Genomic DNA, 19,469 nt, shown 5'->3' on the forward strand with positions numbered 1-19,469 from the left:
GATTGAGGCTGGACCAGCATGTCCATGCCATAATGTGGTTGATCGCCTGGCTTTCGGCGCGCTACTAATTTTCGCACAAGCGCGCCGGGCATTGGCCGATCCGAAGGCGGACGCTTCCCGCGTCCCGCCGGCGCCATATCAGGAGGTGAGCCATGCTCCAGAAAGCCAGTCAGTTCATGCGGCAGGCCAATCTCATCAATGGCGAATGGGTGCAGGCCGATTCCGGCAAGACCATTGACGTCATCAACCCGGCAACGGGGCTGAAGATCGGCACCGTGCCGAGATCCGGGGCTGCGGAAACCCGTCGCGCCATCGAGGCGGCCAACGAAGCCTTCAAAACCTATCGCAAGACCTCGGCGCTCGAGCGCTCGAAGCTGCTGCGCAAGCTGCACGACGCCATCATGGACAATCAGGATTCGCTCGCCGAACTGCTGACCATCGAGCAGGGCAAATCGCTGACCGAATCCCGCGGCGAGGTTGGCTCGTCGGCGGCCTATGTGCTGTGGTTCGCGGAGGAGGCGCGCCGGACCTATGGCGACGTGGTGCCGTCGCCCTGGGCCGACCGGCGCATCCTCGTCACCAAGGAGCCGGTGGGCGTCATCGCGGCGATCACGCCGTGGAACTTCCCGTCGTCGATGCTGTCGCGCAAGCTCGGACCGGCGCTTGCCGCCGGTTGCACGGCAGTCGTCAAGCCGGCGTCGCAGACGCCCTATTCGGGTCTTGCCTGGGGCGCGCTGTGCGAGGAGGTCGGCTTTCCCAAGGGCGTGGTCAACGTTCTGACCGGCTCGGCTGGCGAGATAGGCGACGAGATATGCGCCAATCCGCTGGTCAAGAAGATCACCTTCACCGGCTCGACCGAGGTCGGCAAGTTGCTGATCGAAAAGTCGGCCGCGACGGTCAAGAAGGTGTCGATGGAACTCGGCGGCAATGCGCCGTTCCTCGTCTTCGACGACGCCGACCTCGACCGTGCGGTCGAGGGCTCAATCACGGCAAAATACCGTAATTCGGGCCAGACCTGCGTCTGCACCAACCGCTTCTTCGTGCAGGCCGGCATCTATGACAAGTTCGTCGAGAAGTTCGCAGCGGCTTCCAGCAAGCTGAAGGTCGGCTCGGGCCTCGACGAAGGCGTGCAGCAGGGCCCGCTGATCGACGTAAAGGCGGTCGAAAAGGTCGAGGAATTCATCTCCGACGCCACCGCCAAGGGCGGCAAGGTGGTTGCCGGCGGCAAGCGACATGCGCTCGGTGGCTCGTTCTTCGAGCCGACGGTGATTGCCAATGCGACGACCGAGATGAAGTTCATGAAGGAGGAGATTTTCGGCCCCGTGGCGCCCGTCTTCCGCTTCGAGACCGAGGAGGAGGCCATCGAACTCGCCAACAACACAGAGTTCGGCCTGGCAAGCTACTTCTATACCGGCAATCTCGGCCGCGCCTTCAGGGTGATGGAAGGGCTGAAATACGGCATGGTCGGCGTCAACGAGGGCCTGATCACCACGCCCGAGGCGCCGTTCGGCGGCGTCAAGGAATCGGGCCTGGGCCGCGAAGGTGGACATCAGGGCATCGAGGACTATCTCGATACCAAATATGTCTGCATCGGCGGCCTCGGGCTTTAAGGCTTGATCCAGCTTCATCGAAAACGCGCGGCATGTCCGCGCGTTTTCTTTGCCAAGATTTCTGAGGAATTGAGTCGGGAAAGACAAACAAGCCATTGTTTCAGTTGCGTTTTGTTGGGTGTAGGCCGCAGCTGTCTCTCCGTCGCTTCCTGAATGGTATTCCGCCCGCGACTGCGCCATGTTGCGGCCTGTGAATCGGCGGCCTGGGACGGATCGGCTGACCGCAATCGTTGACAGCAAAGGTGCGGAGGGCAGATGGGTTCGACAGGGCGCATGGTAGTCGGGGCATTCGGCCTTGTGGCGCTGGCCGTTGGGTTTCTGGCGGTCGTCTTCCTGACCGCGCCGGCGGCACCGGGGCCGGACCTTGCACGGGCGAAGACCTCCGTTAAGGGGCTCTATTCGGTCGCGATCGCCCCGGAAACCAGTGAACCGAGGCAGGGCGACCTGCATTCATGGATCGTAACGGTGACGACGCGGCAGGGCACTCCGGTCGACAATGCCAGCTTCACCATCGGCGGCGGCATGCCCGAACATGCCCATGGCCTGCCGACCAGCCCCGAGGCGACAGCCTATCTCGGCGATGGCCGCTACCGCATCGAGGGCATGAAGTTTTCTATGACCGGCTGGTGGCAGCTGAAGTTCGGCATCACGGCGCCAGTTGGGGCCGACGAAGCCACGTTCAACCTTGTGCTGTGAGGCGATGAAGGGCCGGCTGCTCACCAAACTCATTGCGGCAGCAGCGCTTGCTGCTGCGATGGCGGGCTGCAGCGATGCCGATTTCACCGACGCGGAAAAGCGCACGATAGCGTCGATGGCGCTTTCGGCTTTGGCGCCTCTGCCCGCGGACCCCACCAACCGTTTTGCCGACAATCCCGGAGCCGCGGCCCTTGGCGCCACGCTGTTCTTCGACACCGGGATGAGCCGCGACGGCAATGTGGCCTGCGGCACCTGCCACAAGATCGACCGCCAGTTCCAGGACGATCTGCCGCGCGGCATCGGCGTGGCGCAGACCAATCGGCGCACGATGCCGCTGGCGGGCGTGGCGCGCGATCCATTCTTCTTCTGGGACGGCCGCCGCGACAGCCTGTGGTCGCAGGCGTTGGTGCCGCTCGAGAATCCGTTGGAGCACGCCGGTACACGCACCTCTTATGCGCATTACATCAAGCGTCGCTTTGGCGAGCGTTACGAGCGGATCTTTCGGCCTTTGCCTGACCTCGACGGGCTGCCCACAAGCGCCGGGCCGTTCGGCACGCCGGCGGAGCAGGCGGCGTGGAGGGCGATGACGGTTCAGCAGCGCGATGGCGTCGATCTTGTCTTCGCCGACATCGGCAAAGCGATGGCGGCATTCGAACGCTCGCTGGTCCATGCGCCGACGCGCTTCGACCGGTTCGCCGATGCTCTTGCCAAGGGCACCGCACCGGCAGGCGATGCAGTGCTCTCCGAGGAAGAGGAGGCCGGCCTGCGACTGTTCATCGGCAAGGCCAATTGCTCGACATGCCACACCGGGCCGCGTTTCACCGACAACCACTTCCACAATACGGGCGTTCCTCCCGTCGCGGGCCTGCCCGTCGACCGGGGCCGCATCGCGGTCGTCGACGAGGTGCGGGCCGATCCCTTCAATTGCCTTGGAAAATTCCGCGACGGCGGCGAGGAGGCGTGCGGCGAACTGCGCTTCATGCAGAAGAGCTCGCCGGAACTGGTCCGAGCCTACAAGACGCCTTCGCTGCGCGGCGTGGCGGATCGGCCGCCCTACATGCATGCCGGCCAGTTCGCTACGCTCGAGCAGGTGGTCGACCACTACGTTAGGGCTCAAGCGAGCGTGGAAGGCGAGACGGAAATCCACCCGCTCCAGCTCTCCGACCGTGAGCGCGCCGCCTTGGTGGCGTTTCTCAAGACACTGTCGGACTGATCAGCGGTCCTTGACCGTTTCCATCGCCACAAACGTCGACGTCTGGGCAACATGGGGCAGGGCGGAGATGCGTTCGCCGAGCACGCGCCGGTAGGCGGCGATGTCTTTGGTGCGCACCTTGAGCAGGTAGTCGAAGCTTGCCGCCATCATGTGGCACTGCTCGATTTCGCGCACGGCGTGCACCGCGCGGTTGAAATCGTCGAGCGCGGCCGAACGCGTATCCGACAACTTGACCTGGACGAAGGCAACGTGGCCTTCGCCCATGCGCTCGCTGTCGATCACCGCCTGATAGCCCTTGATGTAGCCATCTTTCTCCAGCCGCTTGACCCTTGCCTGCACCGGGGTCTTGGAAAGTCCGACTTTTGTGGCAAGCTCTGCCATCGACAGGCGGCCGTCGCGCGATAGTGCGAACATGATGTTGCGGTCGATGCGGTCCAAATGGTCTTCAATCATCGAAATGGCAGCTTTGATGAATGGTGGGCTGGCAAATCCGTAGACGATTTGAGCTGCAAAGTCGAATTGTTTGGACCGGCTATATCTTGGGTGTTGTGCTAGTTTTCGACAAAAGGCTCGGCAGCGAGTTTCCCGCCGGGCATAGCCTCAACCGCTCGACAGGAACACCATGCTCGCGCTCGACGCCATCCGCCAGGAAATCCGCGCCAACTATCTCCCCGACGAAGCCGAGGCGCTGAAAAGACTTTCGGCAAGCGCCAATCTTTCGGTTGAAGACCGCAAGGCGATTTCCGCCCGCGCCGCCGACCTTGTGCGTGCAGTACGCGGCTCGACCGACCCGCGGCTGATGGAGGTTTTCCTCTCCGCCTACGGCCTTTCGACCAAGGAAGGCGTGGCGCTAATGTGCCTGGCCGAAGCGCTGTTGCGCGTGCCCGATACCGAAACCATGGACGACCTGATCAAGGACAAGATCGCGCCGCACGACTGGTCGTCGCATTCGGGTGGTTCGAGCTCGATTTTCGTCAACGCGTCGACCTGGGCGCTGATGCTCACCGGCCGCGTGCTCGACGAGGGCGAGGGGTCGATCGAACGTACGCTGCGTTCGATGGTCCGCCGCCTCGGCGAGCCGGTCATCCGCACGGCGGTCGCGGCGGCAATGCGCGAAATGGGCGAGCAGTTCGTGCTGGGCCGCACCATCACCGAGGCGGTCAAGCGTGGCCGCTCGATGATCCAGAAGGGCTATCTCTATTCGTTCGACATGCTGGGCGAGGCCGCCCGTACCGAAGCCGACGCGCTGCGCTATCATCGCGCCTATGCCGAAGCGATCTCGTCGCTCGACAACGGCACCAACGGCCCCGACATCCGCTACAACCACGGCATCTCGGTCAAGCTTTCGGCGCTGCACCCGCGCTACGAGGTCTCGCACCGGGACGAGATGCTGCCGGTGATGGCCGATCGGCTTTTGTCGCTGTGCCTTGCCGCCAAGCATGCCCGCATGGGCCTCAACATCGACGCCGAGGAGGCCGATCGCCTGGATCTGTCGCTCGACGTGATCGAGCGCGTTCTGGCCGATCCGCAACTCGAAGGCTGGAACGGGTTCGGCGTCGTCGTGCAGGCCTACGGGCCGCGCACGGCCTTCGCCATCGACTGGCTCTACGCGCTTGCCAACAAGCTCGACCGCAACATCATGGTGCGCCTGGTCAAGGGCGCCTATTGGGACACCGAGATCAAGCGCGCCCAGGCGCTTGGCCTGCCGGGCTATCCGGTGTTTACCCGCAAGGCCAACACCGACGTCTCCTACATGGCCTGCGCCCGCAAGCTGCTGTCGATGACGGACCGCATCTATCCGCAGTTCGCCACCCACAATGCGCATACGGTGGCTGCCATCCTGTCGATGGCTAACGACCGCACGTCGTTCGAATTCCAGCGCCTGCACGGCATGGGCGAGGCGCTGCACGAGACGGTGCGCAAGGCCGAGGGCACGCGCTGCCGCATCTACGCGCCGGTCGGCGCGCATTCCGACCTGCTCGCCTATCTCGTCCGCCGCCTGCTCGAAAACGGCGCCAATTCATCCTTTGTGCATCAGCTGACCGATGAGGACGTGGCGCCGGAGGACATCGCCCGCGATCCCCTCGACACCGTGGAGATGCAAGGGCCGGCCTCCAACCCGTCGATCCCGGTTCCTGCCGCGATCTTCGGCGCCGGCCGCAAGAACGCCAAGGGCTGGGACATCACCGACACGGTGACCCTGGCCGCACTCGACAAGGCCAAGGACAGCTTCAAGGGCCCCGACAGGTGGACGGCAAAGCCCGTCACGCGCGCCGCCGGCTATGGCGCGTCGCGCAAGGTGATCAACCCGGCCAAGCCGGGCGACATCGTTGGCACAGTGACCGAGGCCGCGGCCAAGCAGGTGCCTACAGCCGTGCGCTTCGCCATCGAGGCGCAGCCGGCCTGGGCCAAGAAGCCGGTGGCCGAACGCGCTGCGATCCTGCGCCGCACCGCTGATCTCTACGAGGCGAATGCCGCCGAGTTCTTTGCCCTTGCCACTCGCGAGGCCGGCAAGTCGCTGGCCGATGGCGTGGCCGAGGTGCGCGAGGCCGTCGACTTCCTGCGCTACTACGCCGCCGAAGGTGAGAAAGCCGAGGCCGGCACCGAGGCGCGCGGCGCCATCGTCTGCATTTCACCGTGGAATTTCCCGCTCGCCATCTTCACCGGCCAGATCGCGGCGGCACTCGTCACCGGCAATTCGGTCATCGCCAAGCCCGCCGAACAGACGCCGCTGATCGCCGCCCGCGCGGTCGCCTTGATGCGCGAAGCCGGCGTGCCGGAAGACGTGATCCAGCTTTTGCCCGGCGACGGCCCCAATGTCGGCGCGCCGCTGACCGCCGATCCGCGCATTGCGGGTGTCTGCTTCACTGGCTCGACCGAGGTTGCCAAGCTGATCGAGAAGCAGTTGGCCGAGACCGCGGCCCCCGATGCGATGCTGATCGCCGAGACCGGCGGCCTCAACGCGATGATCGTCGATTCCACCGCATTGCCCGAGCAGGCGATCCGCGACGTGCTGGCCTCGTCGTTCCAGAGTGCCGGCCAGCGCTGCTCAGCGCTGCGCGTGCTTTATGTCCAGACCGACGTCGAAAAGAAGATGGTCGAGATGCTGAAGGGCGCGATGGATGCGCTGACCGTCGGCGATCCATGGCAGCTGTCGACCGATGTCGGTCCCGTCATCGACGAGGAAGCGCAGACATCGATCCGCGATTACTGCGCGAAGATGGAAGCCAAGGGCAAGCTCATCGCCAAGCTGGATGCGCCTGCCGACGGCCGCTTCGTCGCACCGCATGTCTTCCGCGTGAAGGGCATCGAGGAAATGGAGCGCGAGGTGTTCGGCCCGGTGCTGCATGTCGCGACCTTCGAGGCCGATGAACTCGACAGCGTCATCTCGGCGATCAACCGCAAGGGTTACGGCCTGACCTTCGGCCTGCACACGCGTATCGAGGGCCGCGTCCAGCACATGGTCGACCGCATCCACGCCGGCAACATCTACGTCAACCGAAACCAGATCGGCGCCGTCGTCGGCTCGCAGCCCTTTGGCGGCGAGGGGCTGTCGGGCACCGGCCCCAAGGCGGGCGGGCCGCACTATCTCAGGCGCTTCCGCAAGGCGCCGGAAGCAGGCACTGCACTGCCGGAAGGGCACAAGGTCACGGCGACGGAACTGGTCGACAACCTTGTCGACGCCGGCGAATGGGCAACGCGGCCGGACCGCATCGCCATCCTGCGCAAGCATCTGCGCGGCAAGGGCGCGGCTGCGATTGCCGCCGCGGCGAGCATCGACTTCGGCCAGGTCGACCTGCCCGGACCGACGGGAGAGGCGAATACCTTGTCGCTCAACCCGCGCGGCCGCGTTCTCTGCCTCGGGCCTGACGCCGATACGCTTCTGGCCCAGGCGATCCAGGCGCTTGCTGCCGGCAATGCGGTTCTGGCGGTTGCTCCCGGCGCGCCGGCGGCGCTCCAGCCGCTGCTCGGCAAGGGCTTGCCGATCGCGGCGATCGATGGCCGGCCCGATCCGGTCGAGACCCGTGCGCTGGCTGTCGATGTCGTCGCCTATTCGGGTACGGAAGAGAGCATGCGCATCGTCCGCAAGGTGATCGCGGAGCGCAAGGGGCCGATCGTGCCGCTGGTGAGCGAGGTGATCTACCCCGCCGCCTATGCCCATGAACGCGCCGTTTGCGTCGACACCACCGCGGCAGGCGGCAATGCCAGCCTGCTGGCGTCCGCCTGAAACGAAAAGGGGCAGGCCTAGGCCTGCCCCTCGATCTCTTCCGGCGCGCAGCCGAAACGCAAAAGATTGCCGTGCGGATCGTGGATGTGGAATTCCTTCATGTTCCACGGCCGAACGGCAAAATCGCTGAGCTTCTGGATCCCGCGGGCCAGGAATTCCGCGTGGAGCGCCGGCACTTCGCCGCCCCTTATGTAGCAGGACGACACCTCCGGCAGCTTGCGGTCGTCCGATCTCCAGAAATGGATCTCGATCTCGCCGCGACGGACGATCAGGTAGTCGTTCATTTCAGGCCCGACGATCTCGAAACCGAGCCTGTCGCGATAGAAGTCGCGGCTCTCGCCGATGTCGGGCGAGGGCATGACAGGAATGCTGCGGGCGAGGTCGGTCATGTTCAGGCGCCTTCGACGACCGAAAAACCTTCGAACTGCGGGTGGCCGACATAGGACGCCTTGGAGGAACCGGCGTTCTTGTGGGCGGCGCGGAAGTTTTCCGACTTGGTCCAGGCGACGAAGTCGTCCTGGCTGGCCCATACCGTATGCGAAGCGTAGAGCGTGTAGCCCTCAGCCTCGTTGACCGGACCGCGCAGCAGATGGAATTCGCGGAAACCCTTCATCTCGCTGAGCGAAGAATCGCGGTTCTTCCAGACGTCCTCGAAGGCCGTCTCGGAGCCGTTCTGCACCTTGAAGCGGTTCATTGCGATGTACATGGCATTTCCTTTCAACGGGTCTTTCGTTGCGTTTGTAACTTGTATTGAACGCTGCGTAGCGACACGACATTGGGAGCGGACCTTTCCGCGGCCACAGCCGGGTTTGGCCCGGACTGACTTCTCGACTGATCGCGATAGTCTGCCAGTTCGGTGACGTTGGCGCTTGCCCTGATGCTCGCCAGCCGTTCGAAAAGCTCGCGCATTTCCGGCAGCAGGCCGTCGCCCGGGCGTTTCACCATCTGATCGAATTTGTTCAGTCCGAGCATGCGCCTGTGCCTTTCGATGCGTCTTGCGCCAGATGACGGGAGTTTCGGCAAGGCTGTCCTCAGATTCCGAAGGCGATGCCGGATTTGGATTCGGTGCGCAGTGACTTGAGGCAGGCCGCGCTGGCAATGCCGGGACCGGTGCAATCGGTCGCCTGGTTGATCAGTACGCGGCTGACCTTGGCGCAGTCGGTGCCCGACAGGTCGAAGCGCGTGACCTTGGTCTTGCCGGCCGGCAGTTCCTTGAAGTCGAGCACGGTCAAACGGTCGACCACGCCTGAATCGTTGAACAGCGCGATCTCGAACGCCGCCTTAGACAATTCGGCGCCGAGGTTGTTGGTCACCACGAAGGTGAAGCGGCAGCCCTTGTCGGAAGGCTGCGCCGCGTTGAGTTCGAGCACTAGGGCAGGGGCCGGCGGAGCGCTTTGCGCGCCCGCCGAGCCCGCTGCCGCGAGCAGAACAACCATAGCCGCGGTCAGAGGACGGCCGTTCCTTGCTCGTCTGGTCATAGCCTCACCAATCCAGCTGCTTGGCGAGCGTGAGCTTGAAGGTGCGGCCCTTGCCGGCCGTGCCCGAGAGGAACTCGCGGTACTGTTCGTTGAAGATGTTGTCGACGCGGAAGTTGGTCTCGAAGCCCTTCAGCACTCCATCCTGCGGCTTCCAGGTCAGGAAGATGTCGTGCGTGGAAAAGGATGGCGTGGGCAGGCGCATGTTGGGCAGTTCGCTGACCCGATCCTGCCCGGCCACGAAGCGGCTCGTCCAGCCGAAGGACAGATGGCGATCGGGCATGCGACCGCCGACTGTGAAGGCAAATTCGTGCGGCGCCACGGTGTTCAGCGCCGTGTCGTTGAGCAGGTCTTCGCCGATCACATAGGAGTAGGCGGCATTGCCGAACACATAGTCCGAATCGTAGCCCAGCTCGACCTCGGCGCCGTAGATGCGGGCATGGCCGATGTTGGTGAAGCGCGGATTGGCAAGACGGCCGTTGTCGGTGATCAGGTCGGTGATGTCATTGTAGAAGCCCGTGGTCTTCAACTGCAGGGCATCGCCCTGCTGGGCCAGGTCGTAGAGCGAGACAGCGACGCCCGCTTCATAGTTGTTCGACAGCTCCTTCTTGAGGTCGGGTCTTCCGATCTGCGCCGTATCGAAAACTTCGTCGATGGTCGGCACGCGTTCCGTGTGGGCGATCGAACCGAACACCGCGAACGTGTCGTTGAGCTTGTAGTGCGCTGCGATTTTGGGCGAGAAGGCCGTGTGATCCTTGGCCGTGGCAGCTGCGATGTCGGTCGGCTCTAGCCTTTGCCAATCAAGGCGCGCACCAGCGATGAGCGTCAGGCGCTCGTCCCAGATGAACTCGTTCTGCACAAAGGCGCCTGTGCCGGTGCGCTCGCCCTGCGGGTGCGTGCCGGACAGCGACTTCAGCGTGGTGCGCTCCTGGTAGTTGCTCTGCGAGCCGACCGTCAGGTGGTTGACGAAATTGTCGCCTTCATAGTCGAAGGTGTTCTGGATGTTGAACTGATAGGTCTTGTAGCCGAACGTGCGATTGAGCGAGGCCAGGGTCGCATCCGACTGGTCGTTGACCGTGTCGGAGAAGGAGGCCTGTACCTTGAGGTCGAGCCAGGGATTGTCCGAGGCCGGGTTCTCATAGGAGATGATCGCCGTCTTGTCGGTGACCTTGCGGTCGACAGTGCCGAAGCCGGGCGGAACGTCGATGCCCGTCTGGTTGTAGTACTGGTCGTCCTCGTCGGTCTGCCAATGCATGTAGGAGGCGCGCAGCGCCTGCTCGTTGTTGTCGCCGAAGCGGTAGGTTCCCTTGAGCAGGCCTGACGGCGCGCCGATCTCCGAACCGGGGATTTCGGTGCCATCGCCTGAGGTATACGCATTGGCGTAGCGGTAGTTGCCCGCAGCCAGGACCTCGAAATTGTCGTTCAGCCGGGTCGCCAGGATGGCCGAGCCCAAGGCGCCTTCTGAATTCGAATCGAATGCGGTCTTGAGCCGCAGTGCGGCCTTCTGGCCGTCGGCCAGGAAGTCGGATGCATCCTTGGTGGTGAAGTTGATCACGCCACCCAGCGCGCCGGAGCCATAGAGCGTCGATGACGCCGGCCCGCGCAGCACTTCGACGCGCTTGTAGAGTTCCGTGTCGGTGAACAGGCCGCCCATGCGGTACTGCTCGTAGAACTTGGTCGCGCCATCGACATTGACGATGATGCGGCCTTCTTCGCCACCGCTTTCGGGGCCGCCGATGCCGCGGATGTTGAAGGTCTGGCCAAGCGTACGGTCCGAGCCGGATACGTTGACGCCGGGGATGGTCTTGACCAGTTCGCCGATGGTTTCGGCCTGCTTCTGGTCGATGTCTTCCTGGTTGATGACGGAAACCGACTGGGGCGTGTCGATTGCCACCTTTTCAGCGCCCGCACCAAAGATCAGCCGCTGCAAGATCGTTACGCGGCCCTTCTTATCCTGTTCATTCGTTTGCGCTTCCTGCGCATTGGCGGCGTGCAGTCCCACCAGCAACGCCATCGCCGCTCCGCCCAAAAGAGCGGCCTTGTTCCGAGCAACCAGCCCCATGTCCCAACTCCAAAAATGTCCCGTGCTGGCTCGCGTCGCGCTCGCTTGCATTTTTCGCCTGCCCGGTGCGTCTTAAATCTTGACTAAGTCACTCCGGTATTGCACTGACTAGTAAACATGAATGTGTGAGTCAACTAATAGATTTGCACATCATGGCCTCGACGGGCTGGTCCGGCGCGGCGAACGGACAAAGGAGTGCAATGAGATGAATTCGCACAATCCGAACCATTTCCGTTCCGGGCAATTTCGCCACGGATACCGCCGGCCGGAAGGCCAGGTTGCGGCACGTCCCATCGCCGGTTCGCTGGCGGTCAGGACGCTGACCAGCGATTCGCTGTTTCTCGGCGATTTCGAGATCGGCATCGACCATGGCGGTTCGCTCTACCGCCTGAAGATTACCCGACAGGGCAAACTCATTCTCAACAAGTAGGTGTTTCAAATGGACCAGCGCGTAAGGCCCAACCCAACCGAAATCAGGCGGGCGCGAACCGACAACCCGAAGATGCGCGAGCGCGACCTCGCCAGCCAGCTCGGCGTTTCCGAAGCTGAACTGGTGGCCGCGCATTGCGGCGAGGGTGTCGTTCGCATCGAACCGCGCGTCGCGGATTTTCTTGCAGGCCTCGAGGCAGTCGGCGAAGTCATGGCGCTGACCCGCAACGAAAGCGCCGTGCACGAGAAGATCGGCATCTACGACAAGGTCGTGCCGGGCAAGCAGGCATCAATGGTGCTGAGCGAAAACATCGACCTGCGCATTTTCCCGAACGCGTGGGCCCATGGCTTTGCCGTGGAGAAACGCGACGGCGATGAAATCCGCCGCAGCCTGCAGTTCTTCGATGCGGCGGGCACGGCTGTGCACAAGGTGCATCTGCGCCCCACGTCCAATCTCGGCGCCTATCAGAAGCTGGTGGAGACGCTGGGCACCGACAACCAGGATCCGGCGATCGCCATCGTTCCTTCTGTCGCCGAAAAGCCGGCCAATGACAGCTCGGCGAGCGTTGACGAATTGCGGCAGCGCTGGAGCACGATGACCGACGTGCATCAGTTCTTCGGCATCCTGCGCTCGCTCAAGCTTGGACGCCAGCAGGCCATGCGCATGGTCGGTCGCGACTATGCCTGGACGCTCGACAGGGAAGCGCTGCCGACCATGTTCAATCAGGCCGCGGCAAGCGAGCAGCCGATTATGTGCTTCGTCGGCAATCATGGCTGCATCCAGATACACTCGGGGCCGGTGAAGAACATCAAGCCGATGGGGCCGTGGATCAACGTGCTCGACGAGACCTTCCACCTGCACCTCAGGCTCGATCACGTCCAGGAGCTCTGGGCGGTGCGCAAGCCAAACACGGATGGGCACGTCACCTCGATCGAGGCCTATGATGCCAATGGCGAGATGATCATCCAGTTCTTCGGCAAGCGGAAGGAAGGCCAGGGCGAGCGCGAGGATTGGCGCAACCTTGTCCAGCAATTGCCCAGCGCCCCGCAGCAGAGCGCGGCGTAAGGAGGATGGCGATGTCGATTACCCACTCGCTGGCGCGTGCGGCAGCGTTAGGCATTTTGGTCCTGCTTGCGACGACTGTCGCAGGCATGTCTGCCGAAGGAGCAGGCGTGCTGCCAGATCGCTCGCGGGTCGCCGCGGTCGGCGGCTCGATCACCGAGATCGTCTATGCGCTCGGCGAGCAGGGCGCATTGGTCGCGCGCGACTCAACGAGCGTCTATCCCGAAGCGGCATTGAAGCTTCCCGACGTCGGCTACATGCGCCAGCTGTCGCCTGAAGGCGTCCTGTCGGTCAATCCGTCGGGTATCCTGGCGCTTGAGGGCAGCGGGCCGAAGGAGGCGCTCGATGTCCTGAAGAAGGCGAGCGTTCCCTTCATTTCCGTTCCCGAAGGCTTCACGCACCAGGGCATCGTCGACAAGATCCGTATCGTCGGCAAGGCGCTCGGCGCCGATGCCAAGGCTGAAACGCTTGCGACCGATGTCGACAAGCAGCTCAGCGATGCCGAAGCGCTGACCAAGGCCATTCCGCAGGGCGAGCGCAAGCGCGTGCTGTTCATCCTGAGCCTGCAGGGCGGCAAGATCCTTGCGTCGGGCAACAGCACCGCGGCCGACGGCATCATCGCCCTGGCTGGCGGGGTCAATGCTGTGGAAGGCTTCTCCGGCTACAAGCAGCTGACCGACGAAGCAGCGATCACGGCCAAGCCCGACATCATCCTGATGATGGACCGCGAAGGTGAGCTCGCCATCGACAATGCCGACCTTTATGCCCATCCGGCGATCGCATCGACGCCGGCCGGCCAGAACAAGCAAGTCATTCGCATGGACGGCGCCTACCTGCTCGGCTTCGGCCCGCGCACTGCCGGCGCCGTGAAGGATCTGGCCGTTGCGCTCTATGGCGACGCGGTCAAGAAATAAGGTCGACGCTGTGGTGGATGAAACGATCGCCGGCGTGGCCGGCGTGAACCAGGGCGACCGCTACGTCAGTGGCGACCGCTCGGGCAGGGCGTTGTTCGTCATTGGCGCTTTGACGGTGGCCCTGGTGGTGACGGCGCTGGTCAGCCTGACCTGGGGCGCGTCCGACGCTTCGGCACTGGGTCTCGTCGGCAACTGGCTGTTCGGTGCTGTGCCCGGCCAGGAGGCCTTGTCGGCGCGCGACAGCATCATCGTCTATGACATTCGCCTGCCGCGGGTCATTCTGGGCATGCTGGTGGGCGCGGCGCTCGCCGTTTCCGGAGCGGTGATGCAAGGCCTGTTCCGCAACCCGCTCGCCGATCCCGGCCTGGTCGGCGTGTCCGCAGGTGCGGGCCTCGGCGCGGTGTCGGTGATCGTGCTGGGCGGAACATTTCTTGCGCCGTTCACGGCGCTGCTGGGCAGCTACGCGCTGCCGCTCGCCGCGTTTGCCGGTGGCCTTGTTACGACGATTATCCTCTATAACGTCGCGACGCGGCAGGGCCGCACGTCGATCGCCACCATGCTGCTGGCCGGCATTGCACTTGGTGCGATGGCGATCGCGCTGACCGGCATCCTCGTCTACATGGCCGACGACCGGCAGCTGCGCGACCTGACCTTCTGGCAGCTTGGCTCGCTCGCCGGAGCGACGTGGCTGAAGATCGCCGCCGCAGGGCCGATCATCGCGCTTGCGCTTGCGGCAACGCCGTTCATGGCCAAGGGCCTCAACGCCCTGGCGCTGGGCGAGGCGACGGCTAGCCATCTCGGTGTTCCGGTACAACGGCTGAAATATGTGGCGATCGTAGCCGTCTCGGCGGCCATCGGCGCCTCGGTGGCGGTCAGCGGCGGCATCGGCTTCATCGGCATCGTCGTGCCGCATCTGCTGCGCCTGGCGATCGGCCCGGACAACCGCTACCTACTGCCGGCTTCCGCGCTTCTGGGCGCCTGCCTGCTGCTGCTCGCGGATGCCGTCAGCCGCACCATCGTGGCACCCGCTGAACTGCCGATCGGCATCGTCACGGCTGCCGTCGGCGGCCCGTTCTTCCTGTGGATACTGCTGCGCAAGCGCGGCATCGTCGATCTTTGACGGCGTCGCCGCAGAGGCATTGTAAGGGTAATAAGATGATCGAAGCGCGCCAGGTTTCAGTGTCCATCGGCAGCAAGCGCATCGTCAGCGATGTCGATTTCACCGTCCGCCCAGGCGAACTGGCGGCGATCGTCGGACCCAACGGCTCCGGCAAGACGACCTTCCTGAAGGCGCTGACGGGCGAACTCGCCTATACCGGCGACGTTTCGCTCAACGGCCGTAACGCGGTCTCGCTCAAGCCATGGGAGGCAGCTGGCATACGCGCCGTGCTGCCGCAGTCGACTGCGCTTTCCTTCCCCTTCACCGTCCGCGAGATCGTCAAGCTCGGCGTGACCAGCGGCAGGTCGGGCGTGTTGCGCGGCGAGGACGGCCGGCTTCCCGAGCGGGCGCTGGCGCGTGTCGATCTCGAGGGTTTTGCCGGCCGGTATTACCAGGAGCTCTCCGGCGGCGAGCAGCAGCGCGTGCAACTCGCCCGCGTTTTGTGCCAGGTGTGGGCACCCGTGCTGGACGGTCAGGCACGCTACCTGTTCCTCGACGAGCCGGTATCCAGCCTCGACATCAAGCACCAGCTGATCATCATGAACATCGCCCGCGATTTCGCGCGGCGTGGCGGCGGGGTGGTCGCCATCCTGCACGACCTCAATCTGACGGCTATGTATGCCGATCAGATTTGCGTCATGCATCGGGGCAGGTTGGCCGCAGCAGGTTCGCCGCAAGAGGTGCTGAGCGACGATCTGATCGAGAAGGTTTTCGGCTGCCGCCTGCGTGTCGGTGCCGTGCCTGCAGCCAATGTACCTTTCGTGCTGCCACAGTCGGCTGCCGCCTGAACTTCACATACCTCGTCAGCGCAGCCGATGCCGGCTTGATGGCCGCCGGTCAGGGCAACAATCGGGCTATTCTGGACGCTTGATATCGAATCGGTGAACGCCGTGTTCGGTCTTTGCCGTCTTGTGTGAACGCTGGTTCCGGCCGATCTATCCAAAATCGCAACAGCCGTGTTGGCCGGAGAATGGATTTTGGAACTGACACGTCGCAAACTGGTGGGTAGCGCTGCACTCCTTGCACTGGGAGCAACCGCAGGCGTTGGCCGCACGGAGCCCAAGATGAGCAACATTCCCTTTGCCGCGACGACGCCGATCAGCGTTTCCCGCGTCGGCCTGAAGGCGCGCGACGCCGTGGCGCTGGCGAATTTCTATCGCGACGTCGTCGGCCTGCAGGAGCTTGGCCGCGACGGCGAGACAATCACGCTTGGTGCCGGTAGCAGGGCGCTGCTCGACATCGAGGCCGACAAGGCGGCGCAGCCGGACGACCCGCGCAGCGCGGGCCTGTTCCACACTGCGTTCCTGCTGCCGACACGCGCGGACCTCGGGCGCTGGATCAAGCATGCCATCGACAAGCGCATCCCGGTCGACGGCGCATCCGACCACCTTGTCAGCGAGGCGCTTTATCTCACCGATCCCGAGGGCAACGGCATCGAGATCTATTCCGACAGGCCGCATGAGCGCTGGAAATGGACCGGCTCGCAGGTCGACATGGCAACCGAGCAACTGGACATCGCTTCGATCGTGGCCGATGCCGGCGACGCCGGCTGGCAGGGGGCGCCCGACAACAGCATCGTCGGCCACGTCCATCTGCGGGTGGGCGATCCGGCGCTTGCAGCGGAATGGTGGAACAAGGAGTTCGGCTTCGACACGGTGGCAAAATACGGCAGCAGCGCCGTGTTCCTGTCGTCCGGCGGCTACCACCACCATATCGGCGCCAACTCCTGGCAGAGCCCGCGCGCAGGCAAGCGCGACTTGTCGCGCACCGGGCTTGCCTGGGTTGAAATGCGCTCGGCCGACGCCACGACGGAAACCAGCCGCGAGGATGCCTGGGGCACCGTCATTCGTACCGTTCCCGGACTGCCGGGCTGATCGACGATCCGACTCGAGAAATAGTGTGAACAGCGAGAGCAGCCGGCAACGGCCGCTCTTGTCGCATAGACGCTGCTGGCAGTGCGTCTTGCGCCCCAGCTGTTTTTACGAAATATCCCCCTTCAATGGCGTGTGCCACAATGACTGCACCGCACTAGAATTGAAGGACGAACCCCGATGGGCATTCACGAACAGGACGCGCTGTCCGAGCCGGAAGGGATTTCCTTTCCGCTCTACCGTGATGCGCCGTCTTCGGTGGAGTTCAACAAGCTGCGCAAGCGGCTGCTCAGACTGACCCGCCAGGCGATCGAGGACTATGCCATGGCAAAGCCCGGCGAACGCTGGCTGGTGGCGCTGTCGGGCGGCAAGGATTCCTACGGGCTGCTGGCGGTCCTGCTCGATCTCAAATGGCGCGGCCTGCTGCCGGTCGACCTGCTCGCCTGCAACCTCGACCAGGGCCAGCCGAACTTCCCCAAGAACGTGCTGCCGGACTATCTCAACGCCAACGGCATCGCCCACCGCATCGAGTACCGCGACACCTACTCGGTGGTCACCGACAAGATCGCCGAGGGCAACACCTATTGTTCGCTGTGCTCGCGGCTCAGGCGTGGCCATCTTTACCGCATCGCGCGGGAGGAGGGCTGTTCGTCGCTGGTGCTCGGCCACCACCGCGAGGATATCCTCGAGACCTTCTTCATGAACATGTTCCATGGCGGCCGGCTCGCCGCCATGCCGCCCAAGCTGATGAACGACGACGGTGACGTCATGGTGCTGAGGCCGCTGGCCTTGTGCGCCGAGGCCGACATGGCCAAGTTCGCCGACGGCATGAAGTTCCCGATCATCCCGTGCGACCTGTGCGGCAGCCAGGAAGGGCTTCAGCGCAACGCCATGAAGGCGATGCTCGACGACATCGAAAAGCGCATGCCGGGCCGCAAGGACACGATGCTGCGGGCGCTTGCCAACACGCGCCCGTCGCACCTGCTCGACCGCAAGCTGTTCGACTTTGCGAGCCTGTCGCCGGCTCAGTGAACGTCGGTCACGACCGGCTTGACGTCATGCTGGCCGCGGAACAGCTTGCCGCGTTCGGCAATAAGCACCATCACGAGGCCAAATGCAGCCACACCGCAAAACCCGGCCGCCAGGGGCGTGGTCGTGCCGTCGAACGACTGGCCGATCGCGGCGCCGATCAGCCCGCCGCCCATCGTTTGCATGAAGCCCTGGACCGACGAGGCCGTACCGGCGATGTGGCCGAGCGGTTCCATGGCGATGGAGTTGAAGTTCGAGCCGATCCAGCCGAACTGGAACATTGCCAGCGCAAACAGCACGATGAAGGCTGCAAACGGCACCGGTCCCGTCAGCGACCAGGCGAACCAGACGGCGCTTACCAACAAGAAGCCGATCAGCGCACCATGCGACAGCCGCCGCATGCCGAGACGCACCACCAGCCGCGAATTGAGGAACGACGACAGCGACATCATGCCGGCAATTGCCGCGAAGACGACCGGGAACCAGACACCCAGGCCGTAGATGCCGACATAGACCTGCTGTGCCGAATTGATGAAGCCGAACAGCGAGCCGAAGACGACCATCGAGGCGAGCGTGTACCATAGTGACATGCGCGTGGTCAGCACGGTACGGAAGGCTTGTGCCACCGACAGCAAGGACAGCGGCCGCCGGTCTTCAGGGTGCATCGTCTCCGGCAGGCGGATTGCCGCCCACAGCATGATGGCCATTGCCGAAAGCGCCATGACGATGAAGATCATGTGCCATTCCGCAAACAGCATGATGATCTGGCCAATGCCCGGCGCCACGACCGGCACGATCATGAACACCATGAAGACAAGAGACATGATCTCGGCCATCTGCCGCCCACCGAAGCGGTCGCGGATGATCGAAACGGCGATTACCCGGGTCGATGCCGCACCGACACCCTGGACGAAGCGCAGGGCCAGCAAGGTCTCGAAGGTTGGGGCGAAGGCCGCAGCGAAGGCCGTGAGCACATAGACGCCCAGGCCGAACATCAGCGGCGCACGCCGGCCGAAGCGGTCGGAGATCGGGCCGTAGCCGAGCAGCGCGAGCGCGAGGCCGGCGAAATAGGCGGTGACCACATACTGCCGGTGGTTTTCGTTCTCGACACCGAGGCTGGCGCCGATCTCCTGAAGGCCGGGTAGCATGATGTCGATTGCCAGCGCATTCACGGCCATCAGGGCTGCGGCGAGTGCGATGAATTCCCAACGCGGAATCGGGAATACGCCCTGCTGGGCGCTCGGGGAGACTTTCTGTTCCATTGAGGAATCCAATTCAAACGGAAATGCGCCGGCAAGCCGGCGCATTTGCCACAAATGGGACCCCGGAACAGGCCGGAGCCGGTACTTTTTAGGTCAGGCGGCGCCCTTGACGCTGACGCCCTTCTCCTGAAGGAACGACTGCAATTCGCCGGCCTGGAACATCTCGCGGATGATGTCGCAGCCGCCCACGAACTCGCCCTTGACGTAAAGCTGCGGGATCGTCGGCCAGTTGGAATAGTCCTTGATGCCCTGGCGAAGTTCGTTCGAGGTCAGGACGTTGACGCCCTTATAGTCGACACCGAGATAGTCGAGAATCTGCGCGACCTGGCCGGAAAAGCCGCATTGCGGAAAACCGGGCGTGCCCTTCATGAAAACCACGACATCCTGGCTCTTCACTTCGCTATCGATGTATTCGTTGATTCCGCTCATGGCGACCTAAACCTCAAATCTGGCCGGAG

The 19,469-nt window shown here is 63.8% G+C and carries 19 protein-coding genes; 11 read left to right on the plus strand and 8 right to left on the minus strand.

Annotation, left to right across the window (positions count from 1 at the left end):
• Positions 1 to 152 precede the first annotated feature (152 nt).
• From GGQ99_RS03385 to GGQ99_RS03395, 3 genes are all read left to right on the plus strand, one after another.
• The gene (locus GGQ99_RS03385) at positions 153 to 1,610 is read left to right on the plus strand and encodes an NAD-dependent succinate-semialdehyde dehydrogenase (protein ID WP_183260660.1); all 1,458 of its coding nucleotides are present in this window, start codon (positions 153 to 155) and stop codon (positions 1,608 to 1,610) included.
• Between the two features lie 255 nt (positions 1,611 to 1,865).
• The gene (locus tag GGQ99_RS03390) at positions 1,866 to 2,306 is read left to right on the plus strand and encodes a FixH family protein (protein WP_183260662.1); all 441 of its coding nucleotides are present in this window, start codon (positions 1,866 to 1,868) and stop codon (positions 2,304 to 2,306) included.
• A gap of 4 nt (positions 2,307 to 2,310) precedes the next feature.
• Positions 2,311 to 3,519, plus strand: coding sequence for a cytochrome-c peroxidase (locus GGQ99_RS03395; protein WP_183260664.1), 1,209 nt, complete (start codon positions 2,311 to 2,313; stop codon positions 3,517 to 3,519).
• On the opposite strand, the gene GGQ99_RS03400 is transcribed toward GGQ99_RS03395, so the two are convergent.
• Positions 3,520 to 3,972, minus strand: a complete 453-nt coding sequence (locus tag GGQ99_RS03400) for an Lrp/AsnC ligand binding domain-containing protein (protein ID WP_183260666.1) — start codon at positions 3,970 to 3,972, stop codon at positions 3,520 to 3,522.
• A gap of 169 nt (positions 3,973 to 4,141) precedes the next feature.
• On the opposite strand from GGQ99_RS03400, the gene putA reads away from it, so the two are divergent.
• Positions 4,142 to 7,747, plus strand: a complete 3,606-nt coding sequence (putA, locus tag GGQ99_RS03405) for a bifunctional proline dehydrogenase/L-glutamate gamma-semialdehyde dehydrogenase PutA (protein ID WP_183260668.1) — start codon at positions 4,142 to 4,144, stop codon at positions 7,745 to 7,747.
• 17 nt (positions 7,748 to 7,764) lie between these two features.
• On the opposite strand, the gene GGQ99_RS03410 is transcribed toward putA, so the two are convergent.
• Genes GGQ99_RS03410 through GGQ99_RS03430 form a run of 5 tightly spaced genes read right to left on the minus strand, consistent with a single transcriptional unit; the run spans position 7,765 to position 11,284 of the window.
• On the minus strand, positions 7,765 to 8,136 hold the full coding sequence (locus GGQ99_RS03410) for a bleomycin resistance protein (protein ID WP_183260670.1): 372 nt from the start codon (positions 8,134 to 8,136) through the stop codon (positions 7,765 to 7,767).
• A gap of 2 nt (positions 8,137 to 8,138) precedes the next feature.
• Positions 8,139 to 8,453, minus strand: coding sequence for a heme-degrading protein HmuQ (gene hmuQ / locus GGQ99_RS03415; protein WP_183260672.1), 315 nt, complete (start codon positions 8,451 to 8,453; stop codon positions 8,139 to 8,141).
• Positions 8,454 to 8,464: 11 nt separating this feature from the next.
• Entirely contained in the window at positions 8,465 to 8,719 is a 255-nt protein-coding gene (locus GGQ99_RS03420) for a hypothetical protein (protein WP_183260674.1), read from the minus strand.
• A 59-nt stretch (positions 8,720 to 8,778) separates the two neighbouring features.
• Positions 8,779 to 9,183, minus strand: coding sequence for a hypothetical protein (locus GGQ99_RS03425; protein WP_246389398.1), 405 nt, complete (start codon positions 9,181 to 9,183; stop codon positions 8,779 to 8,781).
• A gap of 46 nt (positions 9,184 to 9,229) precedes the next feature.
• The gene (locus GGQ99_RS03430; protein ID WP_210307728.1) at positions 9,230 to 11,284 is read right to left on the minus strand and encodes a TonB-dependent receptor domain-containing protein; all 2,055 of its coding nucleotides are present in this window, start codon (positions 11,282 to 11,284) and stop codon (positions 9,230 to 9,232) included.
• A gap of 205 nt (positions 11,285 to 11,489) precedes the next feature.
• Between GGQ99_RS03430 and hemP the strand changes: the two genes are divergently transcribed.
• The 7 genes from hemP (at position 11,490) to ttcA (ending at position 17,752) form a co-directional block, all read left to right on the plus strand.
• Entirely contained in the window at positions 11,490 to 11,714 is a 225-nt protein-coding gene (hemP, locus tag GGQ99_RS03435; RefSeq protein WP_055969023.1) for a hemin uptake protein HemP, read from the plus strand.
• A 9-nt stretch (positions 11,715 to 11,723) separates the two neighbouring features.
• Entirely contained in the window at positions 11,724 to 12,779 is a 1,056-nt protein-coding gene (locus GGQ99_RS03440) for a hemin-degrading factor (protein WP_183260678.1), read from the plus strand.
• A gap of 5 nt (positions 12,780 to 12,784) precedes the next feature.
• On the plus strand, positions 12,785 to 13,690 hold the full coding sequence (locus tag GGQ99_RS03445) for a heme/hemin ABC transporter substrate-binding protein (RefSeq protein ID WP_183260679.1): 906 nt from the start codon (positions 12,785 to 12,787) through the stop codon (positions 13,688 to 13,690).
• A 10-nt stretch (positions 13,691 to 13,700) separates the two neighbouring features.
• On the plus strand, positions 13,701 to 14,810 hold the full coding sequence (locus GGQ99_RS03450; protein WP_343061677.1) for a FecCD family ABC transporter permease: 1,110 nt from the start codon (positions 13,701 to 13,703) through the stop codon (positions 14,808 to 14,810).
• 35 nt (positions 14,811 to 14,845) lie between these two features.
• Complete coding sequence (locus GGQ99_RS03455; protein ID WP_183260682.1) at positions 14,846 to 15,637, plus strand: heme ABC transporter ATP-binding protein; 792 nt, start codon at positions 14,846 to 14,848, stop codon at positions 15,635 to 15,637.
• Between the two features lie 189 nt (positions 15,638 to 15,826).
• Positions 15,827 to 16,723: a VOC family protein gene (locus tag GGQ99_RS03460; protein WP_404801175.1), complete on the plus strand. Its 897-nt coding sequence runs from the start codon at positions 15,827 to 15,829 to the stop codon at positions 16,721 to 16,723.
• Positions 16,724 to 16,900: 177 nt separating this feature from the next.
• Positions 16,901 to 17,752 carry a tRNA 2-thiocytidine(32) synthetase TtcA gene (ttcA, locus tag GGQ99_RS03465; RefSeq protein ID WP_183260684.1) on the plus strand — a complete coding sequence of 284 codons (852 nt, stop codon included), beginning with the start codon at positions 16,901 to 16,903 and terminating at the stop codon, positions 17,750 to 17,752.
• Here the strand turns inward: ttcA and GGQ99_RS03470 are convergent.
• Positions 17,746 to 19,011 carry a multidrug effflux MFS transporter gene (locus tag GGQ99_RS03470; protein WP_210307729.1) on the minus strand — a complete coding sequence of 422 codons (1,266 nt, stop codon included), beginning with the start codon at positions 19,009 to 19,011 and terminating at the stop codon, positions 17,746 to 17,748. The genes ttcA and GGQ99_RS03470 overlap by 7 nt on opposite strands.
• Before the next feature lie 93 nt (positions 19,012 to 19,104).
• Complete coding sequence (gene grxD / locus GGQ99_RS03475) at positions 19,105 to 19,440, minus strand: Grx4 family monothiol glutaredoxin (RefSeq protein ID WP_108607855.1); 336 nt, start codon at positions 19,438 to 19,440, stop codon at positions 19,105 to 19,107.
• Positions 19,441 to 19,469 lie beyond the last annotated feature (29 nt).

Origin of the sequence: Aminobacter niigataensis (assembly GCF_014200015.1) — a bacterium.
Lineage (GTDB): Bacteria > Pseudomonadota > Alphaproteobacteria > Rhizobiales > Rhizobiaceae > Aminobacter > Aminobacter niigataensis.